Source organism: Cellulosimicrobium sp. SH8 (genome assembly GCF_025818875.1).
In the GTDB taxonomy this organism is placed as follows: domain Bacteria; phylum Actinomycetota; class Actinomycetes; order Actinomycetales; family Cellulomonadaceae; genus Cellulosimicrobium; species Cellulosimicrobium cellulans_D.
In genome coordinates this window covers 185,886-202,749 of the sequence record NZ_JAMXMH010000006.1, presented here as the reverse complement: position 1 = coordinate 202,749, position 16,864 = coordinate 185,886, and the positions used below count along the sequence as shown (strand labels likewise).

The window sequence follows — 16,864 nt, the reverse complement described above, 5'->3', positions numbered from 1 at the left end:
ACCGACCCCGCGCCCTCGACGCGAGTCCGTCGACGCGGCGGCTACTCGCCCGCGCGGCGCAGCACCTCGGTGAGGCGGTTCGCCGCGGCGACGACGGACCCGGAGTGCAGGCGGCCGGGCTGGCGGCTCAGGCGCTCGACCGGGCCGGAGATGGAGACCGCGGCGACGACGCGGCCGGACGGCCCGCGCACGGGCGCGGACACCGAGGCGACGCCGAGCTCACGCTCGGAGACGGACTGGGCCCAGCCGCGGCGTCGGACGCCCGAGAGGATCGTGGCCGTGAAGACGGCCTCGCGCAGGCCGCGGTGGAGGCGGTCGGGCTCCTCCCACGCGAGCAGGATCTGCGCCGCGGAGCCGGCGTTCATCGTGAGCGTCGCGCCGACCGGGATCGAGTCGCGCAGGCCCACCGGACGCTCGGCGGCCGCGACGCAGATGCGGTGGTCGCCCTGGCGGCGGTAGAGCTGGGCGCTCTCGCCCGTGTGGTCGCGCAGCGCGGTGAGCACGGGGTTCGCGGCAGCGAGCAGGCGGTCCTCGCCGGCCGCCGTCGCGAGCTCGTTGAGCCGCGGGCCGAGGACGAAACGGCCCTGCATGTCACGCGCGACCATGCGGTGGTGCTCGAGCGCGACCGCGAGGCGGTGCGCCGTCGGGCGGGCCAGGCCGGTGGCCGTGACGAGCTGGGCGAGGGTGGCCGGTCCGGACTCCAGGGCGCCCAGGACGGAGGCCGCCTTGTCCAGCACTCCGACTCCGCTAGTATTGTCCATAGGTCGATATTGACGTCTCATGCTCTGAGATGCAAGCCAGAACTGAGATGCAGGTCCGGCACGGATGTTCCACCCGCTGGACGTTCTCCCCGGCAGGCTGCCGGACGGCGGACGATCGACCCAGGCGGTTCTCCATACCCCCCAGGAGCACCGTGACAGACGACGAGGAGATGAGCTACATGGCCGGCACGCTGGCGGAGAAGGTCTGGGACGCGCACCTGGTGCGACGAGGCACCGACGGGTCGCCCGACCTCCTCTACATCGACCTCCACCTCGTGCACGAGGTCACCAGCCCCCAGGCGTTCGAGGGGCTGCGGCTCGCGGGCCGCCAGGTCCGCCGCCCCGACCTCACGATCGCGACCGAGGACCACAACACCCCGACGCTCGACATCGACCTGCCGATCGCGGACCTCACCAGCCGCACGCAGATCGACACGCTGCGCACCAACGCGCGCGAGTTCGGCGTCCGCATCCACTCGCTCGGCGACGCCGACCAGGGCATCGTGCACCAGGTCGGCCCGCAGCTCGGGCTCACCATGCCGGGGCTGACGGTCGTGTGCGGCGACTCGCACACCTCGACCCACGGCGCGTTCGGCGCGCTCGCGTTCGGCATCGGCACCTCCGAGGTCGAGCACGTCATGGCGACCCAGACGCTCCCGCTCGCGCCCTTCAAGACGATGGCGATCAACGTCGACGGCGAGCTGCCCCCGGGCGCGACGAGCAAGGACATCATCCTCGCGATCATCGCCAAGATCGGCACCGGCGGTGGCCAGGGCTACGTCCTGGAGTACCGCGGCGAGGCCATCCGCAACCTCTCCATGGAGGCGCGGATGACGATCTGCAACATGTCGATCGAGGCGGGCGCGCGCGCCGGCATGATCGCCCCGGACGACACGACGTTCGAGTACCTCAAGGGCCGCCCGCACGCGCCCGAGGGCGCGGACTGGGACGCGGCCGTGGAGTACTGGCGCACGCTGCGCTCCGACGACGACGCCGTCTTCGACACCGAGGTCACGCTCCGCGCGTCCGACCTCGAGCCGTTCGTCACCTGGGGCACCAACCCCGGCCAGGGCCTGCCGATCTCCGCGACCGTGCCCGTCCCCGAGGAGATCGCGGACGAGAACGAGCGCGTCGCCGCCGAGCGCGCGATCGAGTACATGGGGCTCACGCCCGGCCAGCCGCTGCGCGAGCTGCCCGTCGACACCGTGTTCATCGGGTCGTGCACCAACGGCCGCATCGAGGACCTGCGCTCCGTCGCCAAGGTCGTCCAGGGCAAGCGGAAGGCCGACAGCGTCCGCGTCCTCGTCGTCCCGGCGTCCGCGCGCGTGCGCCTCCAGGCCGAGGCCGAGGGCCTCGACAAGATCTTCCTCGACTTCGGCGCCGAGTGGCGCAACGCGGGCTGCTCCATGTGCCTCGGCATGAACCCCGACCAGCTCCAGCCGGGCGAGCGCGCCGCGTCGACGTCGAACCGCAACTTCGAGGGCCGCCAGGGCAAGGGCGGGCGCACGCACCTCGTGTCGCCGCTCGTCGCCGCCGCGACCGCGCTCCGCGGGACGCTCTCCTCGCTGAGCGACCTCGACCTGCCCGAGGGCACCGACATCACGTCGTTCGACGGCACGCCGCTCGCGCCGCTCGACCCGCACGTCCTCGTGCAGGTCTGAGCACCCGCACCGCGCCGCCCCACTCGTCGCCCCGAAGACTCGAAGAGGTACCACTCATGGAGAAGTTCACGACCCACACCGGTGTCGGCGTCCCGCTGCGCCGCAGCAACGTCGACACCGACCAGATCATCCCCGCCGTCTACCTCAAGCGCGTGACGCGCACCGGGTTCGAGGACGCGCTGTTCGCCGCCTGGCGCGGCGACCCCACGTTCGTCCTCAACCAGGACGCCTACCGCGCAGGCTCCGTCCTCGTCGCGGGCCCCGACTTCGGCACCGGCTCGTCGCGCGAGCACGCCGTGTGGGCGCTCAAGGACTACGGCTTCCGCGTCGTCCTCGCGTCGCGCTTCGCCGACATCTTCCGCGGCAACTCCGGCAAGCAGGGCCTCGTCGCCGGGATCGTCGCGCAGGAGGACATCGAGCTGCTCTGGAAGATCCTCGAGACCAACCCCGGCACCGAGGTGACCGTGGACCTGGTGAACCGCACCGCGTCCGCGCAGGACGTCACCGTGCCGTTCCAGATCGACGACTACACGCGCTGGCGCCTCATGGAGGGCCTGGACGACATCGGCCTGACCCTCCAGCACGAGGACGAGATCTCCGCGTTCGAGGCGACGCGGGCGTCGTGGCGCCCGAAGACGCTGCCGGCGAAGACGCTGCCCAAGGTCGAGATCGAGGCGGCGCGGCCGGTCGGCTGACGGTCCGTGACACGGGGCGGGGGGCGGGCTCTGGGGTGGTGACGACGGGTCTACCCTCCGCAGGGCTCGTCCCTCGCCCTGCTCCCGCCAGGCCCGCCACGACCCGTCGTCACCACCCCAGAGCCCGCCCGTGATCGTGTCGCCGACACGTCGCGCGGCCGAGCCCATGTGTGCGTCGCCTCGGTTCGTCCCGGCTCAGGGGCGGGGCGGGCCCGCGTGGATCGCGGCCAGGAGCGAGTCCGGGGTCGCGGTCTCGGGGTTCCAGCGGGACTCGACCCACCAGGTCGCTCCGGCGTCGGCGAGGCCGGCGAGCTGGTCCGCCGCGGCGGACCGGTCGACCGGGAGCTCGCCCTGGACGACGACGTCGAACGGCCGGCCCGCGTCGAGGCCCAGCTCCGCGCGGCGCGTGGTGAGCCAGGCGACCAGGGCGGAGACGTCGTCGGGCGTGGGGACGTCGAAGCCGCGCTCGCCGCGGAGCTGGAGCACGATACCGTCGGCGCGCAACGCGCGGTCGAGGGAGCGCAGCGGGGGTCGTTCCGCGTCCCAGACGCCCACCGGCCACACCGGCACGTGGTGCCCGACGACCGGGCGCTCGACCGGTCGCGGGAGGAACAGCATCTCGCCCGCGTGCACGTGCGTGCCGTCGAAGGCGAACTTCTCCCCGGACCAGGCGTGGTCGAGGTAGGCGATCGCGTCGTCGAGCAACTCGGCGCGCTCGCGCAGCGACTGCTGCTGGCCCGGGACGGCGGAGAAGCCGCCGTCGTCGAGCACGCCCACGCCGACGGGCAGGACGAGACGTCCGCCCGACAGGTGGTCCACGGTGAGCGCCTGCCGCACGACCTCCCACGGGCGGCGGCGGGGGAGCGCGAAGACCATCGCTCCGAGCGCGATGCGCTCCGTCCGGACCGCCGCCGCGGCGAGCACCGCCCACGGGTCGAACGTGTCGACCGGCATCGACAGCAGGCTCAGCCCGTCCCAGGAGAAGAACCCGTCCCAGCCGGACTCCTCCGCCCCGGCCGCCATGTCCAGCACCTGGGCCGCGGAACCGAAGCTCCCGACCACCCCGACCTTGATCCCTGACCCTGTCTCCGTCGTCGCTGCGCTCATCCGCTCGACGCTACGCCCCGCCACCCACACCTCCAGCACTCAGGGGAGCGGGGTGACGTCGAGGCGGACGATGCGGCGGCGGGCGACGTCGGTCACGGTGAGGCGGCGGTCGTCGACGTCGACGTGGTCGCCCACCGTCGCCAGCCGACCGAGCTGTGCGACGACGTACCCGGCGACCGTCTCGTACGGGCCGTCGGGCAGCTCGACGCCGGTGCGCCGCGCGAACTCCTCGATCGTCTGGCCGGCGTCGACGCTCGTCGCGGTGCCGTGCTCGCGCGCCCGCGACGGCTCGTCGGGGTCGTACTCGTCGCGGATGTCGCCCACGAGCTCCTCGACGAGGTCCTCGAGCGTGACGATCCCGTCGGTCCCGCCGTACTCGTCCACGACGACGGCGATGTGCACGCCCTCGCGGCGCATCTGCGACATCGCCGGGAGCACGGTGTTCGTCGCGGGCAGGGCGAGGATCGGGCGGACGACGTCGCGGACCGCGAGGGCGCGTCCCGTCGCCGGGTCGGTCGCCGGGTGGTCGGGGCAGTCGCGCCCGAGGAGGTCGCGCACGTGGAGGAACCCGACGACGTCGTCGAAGTCGTCCCCGGTCACGGGGTAGCGCGAGTACGGGCCCGCCGCGACGGTCGCCGCGGCCTCGGAGAGCGTCGTGTCGGCGCGCAGGAACGCGACCTCGCCGCGCGGCGTCATGGCCTCGGCGAGCGACCGGTCGCCCGCCTGGAACACGTCGTCGAGGATGCGGCGCTCGTCCTCGGGCAGCGACTCGTGCGCGAGCACGATCTCGCGCAGCTCCTCCTCGCTCATCTCCTCGCTGCGCGCCGACGGGTCGCCGCCGAGCAGGCGCACGACGCCGTCCGTCGAGCGCGAGAGCAGCCAGATCACGGGGCGCATGAGCGTCGCGAACCGGTCGAGGGGTGGCCCGACGGCGAGCGCCACCCCGGCCGAGCGCTGGAGCGCGATGCGCTTGGGCACGAGCTCCCCGAGGACGAGCGAGAGGTACGCGATGACGAGCGTCAGCCCGACGAGCGCGACCGTGTCCGCGAGCCCGCTCGACAGCCCGAGGGCCTCGAGCGACGGCGCGAGGTCGGGGGCCAGCGTCGAGGCGCCGTACGCGGCGGAGAAGAACCCCGCGACCGTGACGCCGATCTGCACGGCGGCGAGGAACCGGTTGGGGTCGCGCGCGACGGCCGCGACCCGCGCGCCGCGCGCGGACTGCTTCTCGAGCCGCGCGACCTGGCTCTCGCGCAGCGAGACGAGCGCGATCTCCGTGCCCGCGAACACGCCGCCGACGAGGATGAAGAGCAGGACGAGTCCGATGTTGGCCCAGGTGCCGGAGTCCATGCTCCATCCAAGCAGGCCTCTCGGCCCGCCGCGGGATCAGCGGTCGGTGGGGTTCCGGCCGTCCGTGGGCTCGGGGTCGGTGGGCTCGGCCGGGTCTGCGTCGGCCGGGTCGACGTCCGCAGGGTCGGAGCCCTGCGGATCGGTCGCCGGTGCGGCGAAGCCGGTCACCGTCCCGGCCGTCGTCGCGTCGGTCGCGTCGGTCGTCGCCTCGGCGGTGGCCCGCTCGGCGTGCTTGCGGCGCGGGATGAAGTGCGCGACGAGGACCACGACGCCGCCGACGAGGATGCCGACGACGGCCGAGCACGCCGTGTTCACGAGCCAGCCGAGGAACCCGCCCACGCCCGCGACGCCGGTGACCGCGTGCTCGAGGTGGTGCACGACGTCGTACGGGCCGTGCCAGCCGAGGTCGTACGCGCCCTGGAGCAGGATGTGGCCGCCGACCCAGAGCATCGCGATGATGCCGACGAACGAGATGACGGACATGACCTTGGGCATCGCGCCGACGAGCCCGCGTCCGAACGACTGGACCCACGGCGTGTCGCGCTGCGCGAGGTGCAGGCCGATGTCGTCCATCTTCACGATGAGCGCCACGACGCCGTACACGAGCACCGTGATGAGCACCGCGACGATCGCGAGGATGACCAGGCGCGACCAGAAGCCCTCCGACGCGACCTCGTTGAGCGCGATGACCATGATCTCCGCGCTGAGGATGAAGTCGGTGCGCACCGCGCTCGACACCACCGAGTCCTCGTCGACGGCCTTCTTCTCGGCCTTCGTCTCGACCTCGGCGTGGTGGGAGCCCGAGACGAGCTCCCACACCTTCTCGGCGCCCTCGAACGCGAGGTACGTCCCGCCGAGCATGAGCAGCGGCGTGAGCAGCTGGGGCAGGAACTGGCTCAGCAGCAGGATCGCCGGGAGGATGAACAGCAGCTTGTTGCGCAGCGACCCGACCGCGATGCGCTTGACGACGGGCAGCTCGCGCTTGGCGGCCAGGCCCTCGACGTAGCGGGGAGTGACGGCGGTGTCGTCGATGACGACCCCTGTCGCCTTGGCGCTGGCGCGCCCGGCGGCCGCGCCGACGTCGTCGATCGACGCGGCCGCGAGCTTGGCGAACGCCGCGATGTCGTCCAGGAGTGCAGCGAGTCCGAAGGCCATGGGGAGGTGCTCCGTGCGCCGGCCCGCGTCGCCGCGCACGGGCCCGCTGGTCGAGTGGACGCGGCGGCAGCATCGTAGCGAGTGCCGGTCCCGGGGCGTCGCACCCGCCCACGGCGGTCGTGAACCTCGTGCTCAGGGCGTCGCGGCGCGCGTCACGACGTTCACGAGGTGCGGTGCGCGCACGACGACGCGCACGACCTGCCGCCCGGCGGTCGCCCGGGCGACGCCGGTCGTCGCGAGCGCGAGGTCGTGCAGCGCGCTCTCGCCGACGTCCGCGGGCACGCGCACCCGCGCGCGGACCTTCCCGTCGACCTGGACGGCCGCCTCGACCTCGTCCGCGGCGAGCAGCCCCGGGTCGACGACGGGCCAGGCCGCCTCGGCCACCGACGGATCACGCCCCAGCCGGTGCCAGGCCTCCTCGGCCGTGTGCGGCGCGAACAGGCTGAGCAGCACCGCGACCGCCTCGACGGCCTCGCGCACGGCGGCGGCGAGCGCCACGGCGTCCTCGTCCGGTGCCGGGCCGGCCTCGGACGCGCGGCGCGCGGCGGTGACGAGCTCCATGACGCGCGCGACGACCACGTTGAACCGGCTCCGGTCGAGCAGGTCCTCCGACTCGTGCACGGTCCGGTGCGTGGCACGGCGCAGCGCGTGCGCGCGCGACCCGGGCACGACGGCGTCCCACGCCCCGGGGCCGGACGCGCGCGACCCGGAGCCCGGGCCGACGGCGTCCGCGAGCCGCAGCACGCGCGCGCAGAACCGCCGCATGGCGCCGGGGTCGACGTCCGCCCAGTCCACGTCGTCCTCCGGCGGCCCGGCGAACACCATCGCGAGGCGGACCGCGTCGGCGCCGTGCCGGTCGAGCTGCTCGCCCAGGTCGACGCCGTTGCCGAGCGACTTGCTCATCGCGCGCCCACCGTTGAGGACCTGCTCCTGGTTGAGCAGCGTCGCGAACGGCTCGACGACGTCCACCCATCCCTCGTCGTGCAGGAACTTCGTGACGAACCTGCTGTACAGCAGGTGCAGGATCGCGTGCTCGACACCGCCGACGTACTGCGCCGCGGGCATCCACCGCCGCGCGTCCTCGGGGCGGAACGGGACGTCGTCGGGCGGGCCGTCGGCGCCCAGCGAGCAGTACCGCAGGAAGTACCAGGACGAGTCCACGAACGTGTCGAGCGTGTCCGGGTCGCGCTCGGCCGCCACGCCGCAGCGCGGGCACGGCACGCGCCGCCACGCGTCCGCGGCGGGGGAGGCGAGCGGCGAGCGGCCGCGGGGGAGCAGGTCGTCGCCGGCCAGGTCGGGCAGCCGCTGGGGCAGCTCGTCGTCGGGGACGGGCACGACGCCGCAGCCCGGGCAGTGCACGACCGGCACCGGCGCTCCCCAGTAGCGCTGGCGCGAGACCAGCCAGTCGCGCAGCCGGTACGACGTCGCACGCTCGCCCGCGCCGTCGGCCTCCAGCCGGGCGATCGCCTCCTCGACGTCGGGCCACGTCTCGCCCGACCCGACGGGCAGGCCGTGGGCGGCGGCGAAGCGCGCGTCGCGGTCGTCGTGCGCGGGCACGCCCATGACCGCGCCCGTCCCGTAGCCGGGCAGCACGTGGTCCGCCGCCCAGACGGGCAGCCGCTCGCCCGTCACCGGGTGGCGCACCCATGTGCCCAGGAACGTCCCGGCGCTCGGGCGCTGCGCGTTCGTCCGCTCGATCTCCCCGGAGGCCAGCGCGGTCTCCCGGTGCCGCGCGAGCGCGTCCGCGTGCTCCGGTGTGCACAGCGCCGCCGCGAGCGGCCCGTCCGGCGCGACGGCGACGAACGTCGCGCCGGGCAGGGTGTCGGGGCGCGTCGTGAACATCTCGACGTGCTCCGGGGTCGCGCCCCCGCCGGGCGACGCGCTCGCGGCCGGGCGCGGACCGCCGTCGGGCACGACCGCGAAGCGCACGCGCGCGCCCGTGCTGCGCCCGACCCAGTTCCGCTGCATCGTCAGGACGCGCGCGGGCCACGCACCGTCGAGCGCGTCCATGTCGTCGAGCAGGCGGTCGGCGTACGCGGTGACGCGCACGAACCACTGCGTGAGCTCGCGCTGCACGACCGTCGCCCCGCACCGCTCGCACCGCCCGCCCACGACCTGCTCGTTCGCGAGCACGGTCTGGTCGGCCGGGCACCAGTTCACCGGGGCGGTCGCGCGGTAGGCGAGGTCGCGCTCCAGCAGCCGCAGGAACAGCCACTGCGTCCAGCGGAAGTACTCCGGACGGTGGGTCTCCAGCCGGCGCGACCAGTCGAACGACACCCCGTACCGGTGCGCCGTCGCGGCCTGCGTGGCGATGTTGGTCTCGGTGAAGACGGCGGGGTTCTCGCCGCGGCGGATCGCCGCGTTCTCGGCGGGGAGCCCGAACGAGTCCCAGCCGATCGGGTTGAGCACGTCGAACCCGCGCAAGCGCCAGTACCGCGCGACGACGTCCTCCAGCGCGAACACCTCGGCGTGACCCATGTGCAGGTCGCCCGAGGGGTACGGGAACATCGTCAGCAGGTAGCGGCGCGGGCGAGCGCCGTCGTCGCGCGCGCGGAACGTCCCGTGCTCGGCCCAGTACCGCTGCCAGCGGTCCTCGATCTCGCGGGTCGACGGGGGAGACGGGGGTACGGAGGGGTGGGGTGGGTGTGCGGCGTCCACGGGGAGGCTCCTCGAGAAGGTGGGCTTCGTCGTCGGGCACTCGCCCGGTCCGTGGGGACGCGCGGGCATCGCCGCGCTGAGCGTGCCCGCCCGGCGGGCTCAGCGCGGCCGGCGAAGGAGGAGCCGCAGGTGTCGCATCCCGGACATCGTGACCCGCCCGACGGCGCCCGGTCAACCCTCGCGGGCCCCGCAGGTGTGGCGGACGTCGCCCGCGCACGCACCCCAGGGCCGATCCGGCGCCAGTAGGCTGGTCGCCATGGCATCCCACTACGACGTCGTCGTCCTCGGTGCAGGTCCCGGTGGTTACGTGGCCGCGATCCGTGCAGCCCAGCTGGGCCTGTCGGTCGCGGTCGTGGAGGAGAAGTACTGGGGTGGGGTGTGCCTCAACGTGGGCTGCATCCCGTCCAAGGCGCTCCTGCGCAACGCCGAGCTCGCGCACATCTTCCAGCACGACGCGAAGACCTTCGGCATCTCCGGAGAGGTCAGCTTCGACTTCGGCGCGGCGTTCGACCGCTCGCGCACCGTCGCGGAGGGGCGCGTCAAGGGCGTGCACTTCCTCATGAAGAAGAACAAGATCACCGAGTACGACGGCCGCGGCACGTTCCGCGACGCGCACACGCTCGACGTGAAGCTCGCCGACGGCTCGACCGACCAGGTGACGTTCGACAACGTCATCATCGCGACCGGCTCGAAGGTGCGCCTGCTCCCGGGCGTCGAGCTGTCCGAGAACGTCGTCACGTACGAGAAGCAGATCCTCACGCGCGATCTGCCCCGCTCCATCGCCATCGTCGGCGCGGGCGCGATCGGCATGGAGTTCGGCTACGTCCTCAAGAACTACGGCGTGGACGTCACGATCATCGAGTTCCTCGACCGCGCGCTGCCCAACGAGGACGCCGACGTGTCGAAGGAGATCGCCAAGCAGTACAAGAAGCTCGGCGTCAACCTCCTCACGTCGACCGCCGTCCAGACGGTCACCGACAACGGCGCGAACGGCGTCACGGTCACCTACAAGGGCGTCAAGGACGACAAGCCGGGCGAGCTCGTCGTCGACAAGGTGCTCATGGCCGTCGGCTTCGCGCCCAACGTCGAGGGCTTCGGCCTCGAGAACACCGGCGTCCAGCTCACCGAGCGCGGCGCCATCGCGATCGACGACGTCATGCGCACCAACGTGGACCACATCTACGCGATCGGTGACGTCACCGCGAAGCTCATGCTCGCGCACGTCGCCGAGGCCCAGGGCGTCGTCGCGGCCGAGACCATCGGCGGCGCCGAGACCCTCACGCTCGGCGACTACCGCATGATGCCGCGCGCGACGTTCTGCCAGCCGCAGGTCGCGAGCTTCGGCCTCACCGAGCAGCAGGCCCGCGACGAGGGCTACAAGGTGAAGGTCGCGACCTTCCCGTTCATGGCGAACGGCAAGGCGCACGGCCTCGGCGACCCGACCGGCTTCGTCAAGCTCATCTCCGACGAGACCTACGGCGAGCTGCTCGGCGGCCACCTCATCGGCCCCGACGCGTCCGAGCTGCTGCCCGAGCTCACGCTCGCGCAGAAGTGGGACCTCACGGTCTACGACGTCGCGCGCAACGTGCACACCCACCCGACGCTGTCCGAGGCTGTCCAGGAGTCGATCCACGGCCTCGCGGGGCACATGATCAACTTCTGACCCGTCGGACGCGGTCGCCCGTGCGGGCGGCCACCCGAGCCGAGGCCCGGACCTGCTTGCCAGGTCCGGGCCTCGTGCCGTCTGGAGCCCGTGCACGCGCCCGGGACGACGTGCCCTCGCGCGCCCTCGGAGGGAGGCGGACGGTCCGCCAGGCGAGCCGCCGGTGCAGTTAGGCGAGCGTCCGCGTCACGTGCTCGAGCCAGCGGGCGACGGTGGCCAGTTCGTCGGGGGTGAAGCCGTCGGTGAGGCGGTCGTTGAGCTCGGCGAGCGCGGCGCGCACGTCGTCGAGCGCCGCGGTGCCGGCGGGCGTGAGGTCCAGGCGGACGGTGCGCCGGTCGTCGGGGTCGGTGCGACGGCGCACGAGGTCGGCGCGCTCCATGCGGGCGAGCAGGCCGCTGGTGCCGGCGGGGGAGGCCTGCAGCGCGGACGTCACCTCGCCGATCGTCGCGCCGGGGTGGTCGGCGAGGTGCAGCAGCACGCCGGCGGCGGGGGCGCCGAATCCCTGGCCGCCGTTCCCGGAGACGTTCGCGCTGCCGCGCCGCGCGATCCAGCGCCGCATCTGACGCTCCGCCACGGTGGTGAGGAACACCAGCCGCGGCGGGTGGCGCGTCATCGTCGCGGCTTCCTGGCAGAGAAGCGGACGTTGCCGTCCTCCTGCGCCGGGGCGGCCCCCGCGCGGTCGTCGAGCCAGGCGAGGAGCTCGGGCCAGAGGGTGTCGCGCAGGCCCCGGCGGAAGAAGCCCAGGTGGCCGATCCTCTCCACGCCGCCGTCGGCGGGGCTCCACGTCCGTCGCTCGACGCGAGCGGCCGTGAGGCGGTCGGTGATCGCGTCGATCTGCCCGGGGGTGGCCCACGGGTCGTCCGTGAACCCGACGGCGAGGATGTCGCCGGTGACGCGTGCCGCGTCCGCGGCGGCGGTCATGGTCGGGTCGTCGAAGAAGTAGCCCGGCAGGGTGGTCCAGCGGCTCCACTCGAGCATCGCGGCGGCGGGCATGTCCTCGCCGAGGCTCAGACGACGGCCGGGGACGTAGCCGAGCACCCGGGCCGTCGCGGGGCCGAGCACCCGCAGGATCAGCCGGACGCGCGCCCGCTCCGCGCGGTCGGGGATCGTGGACGTCGCGGCGACGTGGGACGCGACCGTGACGAACCCGGCCAGGCCCCGGGAGCCCTTGCCGAGCGCGAGCGCGTGCCCGCCGATGCTGTGCCCGACGGCGAGCTGCGGCACGTCGCCGAACCGCGGGCGGGCCCACGCGGCGACCGCGGGGACGTCGTCGGCCATCCAGTCGCGCATGCGCAGGCCGCGGTGGGCGCGCGGGCTGCCGGACCGGCCGGTGCCGCGGTAGTCGTAGGTGACGGCCACGTACCCGTGGGCGGCGAGGAACTCCGCGAACCCCGTGTACAAGCGCTCGGGGACCGCCGTCGCCGGGTGGATCACGACGACGCCGCGGGGCGGCTCCTCGGCGGGTCTGCGGGGTCTGCGCACCGTGCCGACGACCCAGCCGCCCGCCGGGATCTGGATCCGCAGATCCTCGGAGGCCGCCGCCGGGTCGTCGTTTCGCATGCGAAGTACCCTAGCGGGCCCGCCGGGCGCGTGGTCGAGCGGCCGAGAACGGGTCGTGTGTGGCACGCTTCCGTCGTGGATCCGCCGAGCCGGCCGCGACGGGGCTTCTGGTACCAGGTGCGGCGACCGTTCCGCGCCCTCGGGCGCGGCGTCGCCAGGGTCCTGGAGATCGTCGACCTCGTCAGCGTCGTCGTGAACGTCGGGCGCGGCGTCGTCTGGCTCGTCCGGGGCGTGGGGAGCGTCGTGGCGCGCGTCTTCGACTGGTGACGGCCCGCACTCGGACCGAGAGCCCGCCTGCGACCGTCCAGGACGGCCTCGACGACGGCGAGCGGAACGCCACGACGACGACATGGGAGACCGACCGTCCATGACACTGGCGCTTGAACCGATCCTGCGCAGCGGGCTCATCGACCCCGCGGAGGCCCTCGTGATCCGGCACGCCTTCGTCAAGGAGCACGAGGACACGGGCCTGCCGGGCATCCACGCGGACTCCACCGATGACGAGATCCTGGCGTACACACGCCGGCAGTCGGCGTCGCCGCGGATCTTCCCGGCCGCTCCGCCGGGCATCTGGGTCGTGTTCGTCCGCGAGGGCGGAGACCGGGCGCGACTGTGGTCGGTGCTGGAGAACCGCGGTGAGGTCGCGAACGACGGGGCCCTCCGCACGTTCGACCTGGTCGGGTCCGAGCGGCTCGCGGACCTGAGGGACCGGTTGGTGATCGGTTGGCGGTCGCCGCGCACGTGGCGGCTCAACGGCCCGACCGCGGCGGGATACCCGGTCATGGAGATCGCCGACGCGCGGCCCGTACCGTTCCCCGGGTTCGACCGGCTCGTGCTGGACCACGCGCAGCTGCAGGCGGTGATGCGCGAGCACCGCTACGCCGCGTGGCGCACGGCGCTGGCCTCCGTCGTCGGTGTGTACCTGATCACCGACACCCGCGACGGCCGGCACTACGTGGGCAAGGCTGACGGCGCGGAGAGCATCCGGCAGCGCTGGACCGCGTACGCGACCAACGGCCACGGCGGCAACGTCGAGCTGCGCACGATCGACCCGACCGGCTTCCGCTTCTCGCTGCTGCGGGTGTTCGACCCGTCGACACCGACGCGGGTGATCGACGAGGCCGAGAGCCACTTCAAGGTCGCCCTGGACTCGCGGAGGCACGGCCTGAACCGCAACTGAGCTCCGGACGTGGCGTGGCGATCGTGGAGCCACGGCCGCCCGTCGGGCGGCGGCCCGGGGCGTCACGAGGCGGGTCCGCTGCGGCGGGGGTCCCCCGTGAGAGCTACCCCGACTGCTCACCCGGGGGTGATTCGCCGGAGCGCCCGGATTCCTAGCGTTGCTGGTGGTCGCCCAGCCGGGCGGTCAGGCACAGCGACGGAGGCCCGCATGAGCACGACGACCACGACACCTCGCCCCCGGACCCGGGAGGACGACGGCCCCGGACCGGCGTCCCGCTTCCTGCGGCACCCCCTGACGTGGATGCTGATCGGCGTGGTCGGCGTCGCCCTCGTCGGAGGTCTGACGGCGTCGGCCGAACGGTTCCTGCTGCTCCCGGTGCTGGGCGCGGCGCTCGCGGTCGTCGTGTACCGGGTGGTCATGCGGTGCGTCGCCCGGCGCCGCACGCCCGAGCTCGCCGCGCGCCGCGCGGTCCCGGAGGTGCTGCTCGGTGCCGCGCTCGGGCTCGGGTTCGTCGCGGTGTCCGCGGCCGTCGTGACGGCTCTCGGCGGCTACACGTTCCGCGTCGCCGACGGTGACCTCCTCGCGGTGGTGGCGCCGATCCTCGCGGTCACCGTCGGCGCCGCCGTCACCGAGGAGCTCATGTTCCGCGGGTTCGCCCTCCAGGCGCTTGAGCGTCTGCTCGGGAGCTGGGCCGCGCTGGCGGTCACGGCCCTGTTCTTCGGCCTGACGCACCTCTTCAACCCCAGCGCGACCCCGTGGAGCGCAGCGGCGATCGCGATCGAGGCCGGTGGTCTGCTCGGCGCCGCGTTCCTCTGGCGTCGGAACCTGTGGTTCGCCATCGGTCTGCACCTCGCCTGGAACGCCACCGTCGCGCTGCTCGGCATCCCCGTCTCGGGGCACGCCTCCGCGGGCCTGCTGGTCGCCGACGTCTCGGGGCCGAGCCTGCTGACGGGCGGAGCGTTCGGCATCGAGGGATCGGTGGTGACCGTGGTGCTCGGCGCGCTGATCGCCGTCCCGATGCTCGTGCTCGCGCGCCGGCGAGGGACGTGGGTCCCGGCCCGCCGTCGTCGCCTCTAGGCTCGGGCCGTGCCCGACAACCCCGTCCTCGACCGGGCGTCACGCCCCGGTGAGCCGCGTCGGCGGTGGCGACCGGGACGGCAGGACGCGCTGGACACGTCGCTCGCGGTCGCCCTCGCGGTGCTCGGGTTCGTCCCGACGCTCTCGACGATCGGTGTCGAGCTCGGCGACCTGCCCGAGCGGCCGACGGACGCGCTGGCGGTGACGCTCGCCCTCGCGCAGTGCCTGCCGCTCGCGCTCCGCCGCCGCGTACCCGGGGCCTGCCTCGCCGTCGTCGGTGCCGCCTTCGCCGCGGCGCAGGTGCTGGCCTGCCCGCCGACGTTCGCGAGCGTCGGCCTCTACGTGGCGCTGTACACCGCCGGGGCCCACCTGGCGCGGTCTCGTCGGATCATCGCCGCCGTGGTGACCGGTGGCTACGTCGTCCTCGCGGCCACGCTGTCCGGCCTCGGTTCGCCCAACCGGCTGCCCGTGTTCCTCGCGTTCTACCTCGTCCTGGTGGTGGTCTGGTCGGCCGGCGCCGGCGTGCGTCGTCGGCGGGCCGAGGAGGTCGAGCGTCGGCGTCTCGCGGCCGCCGTCGCGACCGCTCAGGAGCGCGCCCGGATCGCGAGGGACCTGCACGACGTCGTGACGCACCACGTGACCGCGATGGTCGTGCAGGCCGACGCCGCGCAGTACCTCCTGCCCGCGGCACCCGACCGCGCCGCCGAGGGGCTCGTCGCGATCAGCGGCACCGGGCGACGCGCCCTGACGGAGCTCCGGCACCTGCTGGGCGTGCTCGAGGCCACGGGCGAGGCAGCCCCGGCGGAGCGGGCGCCGGTCCTCGGCCGTGTGGGCGACCTCGTGGACCAGGCCCGCCGGTCCGGTCAACCGGTGGAGTGGACCGAGGAGGGTCGACGGCGCGACCTGCCCGACGCCGTCGGGCTCGCCGCCTACCGGGTGGTGCAGGAGGGCCTGACCAACGCGCTCAAGCACGCCCCCGGGCGCCCGACCACGGTCCGCGTGCGGCACGGCGCCGACCACGTCGAGGCCGAGGTGAGCACCGGTGGACCCGACTCGTCGGTCACCAGGCCGGGACCTCCGTCGCCGGACCGGCCCGCCACCGTGGGCGCGGCACCACCGTCACCCTCGGCACCGCCGGCCGGTCGCGGGCTCGCCGGCCTGCGCGAGCGCGTCCGCGTCCTCGACGGGGACCTGGAGACCGGTCCCACACCTGACGGGGGATTCCGCGTGCGGGCCCGGATCCCCACCGCCCCGACCACCGCCCCGACCTGGAGCCGCCCATGACCCTCCCGCCGCCGGAGCCACGGTCCCCGATCCGCGTCCTGGTCTGCGAGGACCAGGAGCTGGTGCGGGTCGGCTACGTCACGATCTTCTCCGCGCAGGCCGACATGGAGGTCGTCGGCGAAGCGCAGGACGGCCGGGCAGCCGTCGAGGCCGCACGACGGCTGCGGCCCGACGTCGTGGTCATGGACATCCGGATGCCCGTGCTCGACGGCATCGAGGCGACGCGGCAGATCGCCGGGCCCGACGTCGAGACGCCGACCAAGGTGCTCATGGTGACCACGTTCAACGTCGACGAGTACGTCTACGAGGCGCTGCGCGCCGGGGCGAGCGGTTTCCTGCTCAAGGACGCCCCTCCCGGCGAGCTGGTCGACGGCATCCGGACGATCGCCCGCGGCGAGTCCCTGCTCGCTCCGACCGTCACCCGCGCCCTCATCGGCCGCTACGCCGAGCGCGTGCGGCCGACCGACGCCTCCCGCCCCGCGAGGGACGAGGTCGTGCGCGCCCTGACCCGGCGCGAGCTCGAGGTGCTCGAGCAGCTCGCCGCCGGGCTGTCCAACGCGGAGATCGCGAGCGTGCTCGTCATCACCCCGGAGACCGTCAAGACGTACGTGTCCCGGATCCTGGCCAAGCTCGGCCTGCGCGACCGGGTGCAGGCGGTCGTGCTCGCCTACCGGGTGGGTCTGGTCTCGGCGACAGGCTGAGGCGGGTGGGCCGAC

The 16,864-nt window shown here is 73.9% G+C and carries 15 protein-coding genes; 8 read left to right on the top strand and 7 right to left on the bottom strand.

Features of this window, described 5'->3' with window-relative positions; all coding sequences use genetic code 11:
- Nucleotides 1-41: 41 nt before the first annotated feature.
- Nucleotides 42-761, bottom strand: coding sequence for an IclR family transcriptional regulator (locus tag NF338_RS10455; protein WP_024840729.1), 720 nt, complete (start codon nt 759-761; stop codon nt 42-44).
- Between the two features lie 179 nt (nt 762-940).
- Here NF338_RS10455 and leuC point away from each other — a divergent pair, with 179 nt between their 5' ends.
- Both leuC and leuD read left to right on the top strand, forming a co-directional pair.
- Nucleotides 941-2,422 carry a 3-isopropylmalate dehydratase large subunit gene (gene leuC, locus NF338_RS10450; protein ID WP_264030787.1) on the top strand — a complete coding sequence of 494 codons (1,482 nt, stop codon included), beginning with the start codon at nt 941-943 and terminating at the stop codon, nt 2,420-2,422.
- Between the two features lie 56 nt (nt 2,423-2,478).
- Nucleotides 2,479-3,117 (top strand): 3-isopropylmalate dehydratase small subunit, encoded by a 639-nt coding sequence (gene leuD / locus NF338_RS10445; RefSeq protein WP_141391365.1) that lies wholly within the window; start codon nt 2,479-2,481, stop codon nt 3,115-3,117.
- A gap of 195 nt (nt 3,118-3,312) precedes the next feature.
- On the opposite strand, the gene NF338_RS10440 is transcribed toward leuD, so the two are convergent.
- The 4 genes from NF338_RS10440 to NF338_RS10425 all read right to left on the bottom strand — a co-directional run bounded on the left by NF338_RS10440 (nt 3,313) and on the right by NF338_RS10425 (nt 9,453).
- Complete coding sequence (locus NF338_RS10440) at nt 3,313-4,224, bottom strand: LLM class flavin-dependent oxidoreductase (RefSeq protein WP_264030706.1); 912 nt, start codon at nt 4,222-4,224, stop codon at nt 3,313-3,315.
- A 39-nt stretch (nt 4,225-4,263) separates the two neighbouring features.
- Entirely contained in the window at nt 4,264-5,571 is a 1,308-nt protein-coding gene (locus NF338_RS10435) for a hemolysin family protein (RefSeq protein WP_264030705.1), read from the bottom strand.
- A 36-nt stretch (nt 5,572-5,607) separates the two neighbouring features.
- Entirely contained in the window at nt 5,608-6,726 is a 1,119-nt protein-coding gene (locus NF338_RS10430) for a DUF808 domain-containing protein (RefSeq protein ID WP_264030704.1), read from the bottom strand.
- 132 nt (nt 6,727-6,858) lie between these two features.
- Nucleotides 6,859-9,453 carry a leucine--tRNA ligase gene (locus NF338_RS10425; protein WP_412846579.1) on the bottom strand — a complete coding sequence of 865 codons (2,595 nt, stop codon included), beginning with the start codon at nt 9,451-9,453 and terminating at the stop codon, nt 6,859-6,861.
- Nucleotides 9,454-9,640: 187 nt separating this feature from the next.
- On the opposite strand from NF338_RS10425, the gene lpdA reads away from it, so the two are divergent.
- Entirely contained in the window at nt 9,641-11,047 is a 1,407-nt protein-coding gene (gene lpdA, locus NF338_RS10420; RefSeq protein WP_264030703.1) for a dihydrolipoyl dehydrogenase, read from the top strand.
- Nucleotides 11,048-11,216: 169 nt separating this feature from the next.
- Here the strand turns inward: lpdA and NF338_RS10415 are convergent, their stop codons facing one another.
- Both NF338_RS10415 and NF338_RS10410 read right to left on the bottom strand, forming a co-directional pair.
- Complete coding sequence (locus tag NF338_RS10415; protein ID WP_264030702.1) at nt 11,217-11,660, bottom strand: MarR family winged helix-turn-helix transcriptional regulator; 444 nt, start codon at nt 11,658-11,660, stop codon at nt 11,217-11,219.
- Nucleotides 11,657-12,607 carry a serine aminopeptidase domain-containing protein gene (locus tag NF338_RS10410; RefSeq protein WP_264030701.1) on the bottom strand — a complete coding sequence of 317 codons (951 nt, stop codon included), beginning with the start codon at nt 12,605-12,607 and terminating at the stop codon, nt 11,657-11,659. The genes NF338_RS10415 and NF338_RS10410 overlap by 4 nt, the downstream gene beginning before the upstream one ends.
- A gap of 75 nt (nt 12,608-12,682) precedes the next feature.
- Here NF338_RS10410 and NF338_RS10405 point away from each other — a divergent pair, with 75 nt between their 5' ends.
- The 5 genes from NF338_RS10405 to NF338_RS10385 all read left to right on the top strand — a co-directional run bounded on the left by NF338_RS10405 (nt 12,683) and on the right by NF338_RS10385 (nt 16,849).
- The gene (locus NF338_RS10405) at nt 12,683-12,874 is read left to right on the top strand and encodes a hypothetical protein (protein WP_264030700.1); all 192 of its coding nucleotides are present in this window, start codon (nt 12,683-12,685) and stop codon (nt 12,872-12,874) included.
- Between the two features lie 100 nt (nt 12,875-12,974).
- A complete protein-coding gene (locus tag NF338_RS10400; RefSeq protein WP_264030699.1) occupies nt 12,975-13,787 on the top strand; it encodes a GIY-YIG nuclease family protein in 813 nt (270 codons plus the stop codon).
- A 207-nt stretch (nt 13,788-13,994) separates the two neighbouring features.
- Complete coding sequence (locus NF338_RS10395) at nt 13,995-14,864, top strand: CPBP family intramembrane glutamic endopeptidase (protein WP_264030698.1); 870 nt, start codon at nt 13,995-13,997, stop codon at nt 14,862-14,864.
- 9 nt (nt 14,865-14,873) lie between these two features.
- On the top strand, nt 14,874-16,148 hold the full coding sequence (locus NF338_RS10390; RefSeq protein ID WP_264030697.1) for a sensor histidine kinase: 1,275 nt from the start codon (nt 14,874-14,876) through the stop codon (nt 16,146-16,148).
- On the top strand, nt 16,145-16,849 hold the full coding sequence (locus NF338_RS10385) for a response regulator (RefSeq protein ID WP_264030696.1): 705 nt from the start codon (nt 16,145-16,147) through the stop codon (nt 16,847-16,849). The genes NF338_RS10390 and NF338_RS10385 overlap by 4 nt, the downstream gene beginning before the upstream one ends.
- Nucleotides 16,850-16,864: the final 15 nt, after the last annotated feature.

What these genes read in the sequence shown, in the direction of transcription:
- NF338_RS10455 (WP_024840729.1), bottom strand. Translation starts at nt 761, where the DNA reads ATGGACAATACTAGCGGAGTCGGAGTGCTGGACAAGGCGGCCTCCGTC.
- leuC (WP_264030787.1), top strand. Translation starts at nt 941, where the DNA reads ATGGCCGGCACGCTGGCGGAGAAGGTCTGGGACGCGCACCTGGTGCGA.
- leuD (WP_141391365.1), top strand. Translation starts at nt 2,479, where the DNA reads ATGGAGAAGTTCACGACCCACACCGGTGTCGGCGTCCCGCTGCGCCGC.
- NF338_RS10440 (WP_264030706.1), bottom strand. Translation starts at nt 4,224, where the DNA reads ATGAGCGCAGCGACGACGGAGACAGGGTCAGGGATCAAGGTCGGGGTG.
- NF338_RS10435 (WP_264030705.1), bottom strand. Translation starts at nt 5,571, where the DNA reads ATGGACTCCGGCACCTGGGCCAACATCGGACTCGTCCTGCTCTTCATC.
- NF338_RS10430 (WP_264030704.1), bottom strand. Translation starts at nt 6,726, where the DNA reads ATGGCCTTCGGACTCGCTGCACTCCTGGACGACATCGCGGCGTTCGCC.
- NF338_RS10425 (WP_412846579.1), bottom strand. Translation starts at nt 9,453, where the DNA reads ATGCCCGCGCGTCCCCACGGACCGGGCGAGTGCCCGACGACGAAGCCC.
- lpdA (WP_264030703.1), top strand. Translation starts at nt 9,641, where the DNA reads ATGGCATCCCACTACGACGTCGTCGTCCTCGGTGCAGGTCCCGGTGGT.
- NF338_RS10415 (WP_264030702.1), bottom strand. Translation starts at nt 11,660, where the DNA reads ATGACGCGCCACCCGCCGCGGCTGGTGTTCCTCACCACCGTGGCGGAG.
- NF338_RS10410 (WP_264030701.1), bottom strand. Translation starts at nt 12,607, where the DNA reads ATGCGAAACGACGACCCGGCGGCGGCCTCCGAGGATCTGCGGATCCAG.
- NF338_RS10400 (WP_264030699.1), top strand. Translation starts at nt 12,975, where the DNA reads ATGACACTGGCGCTTGAACCGATCCTGCGCAGCGGGCTCATCGACCCC.
- NF338_RS10395 (WP_264030698.1), top strand. Translation starts at nt 13,995, where the DNA reads ATGAGCACGACGACCACGACACCTCGCCCCCGGACCCGGGAGGACGAC.
- NF338_RS10385 (WP_264030696.1), top strand. Translation starts at nt 16,145, where the DNA reads ATGACCCTCCCGCCGCCGGAGCCACGGTCCCCGATCCGCGTCCTGGTC.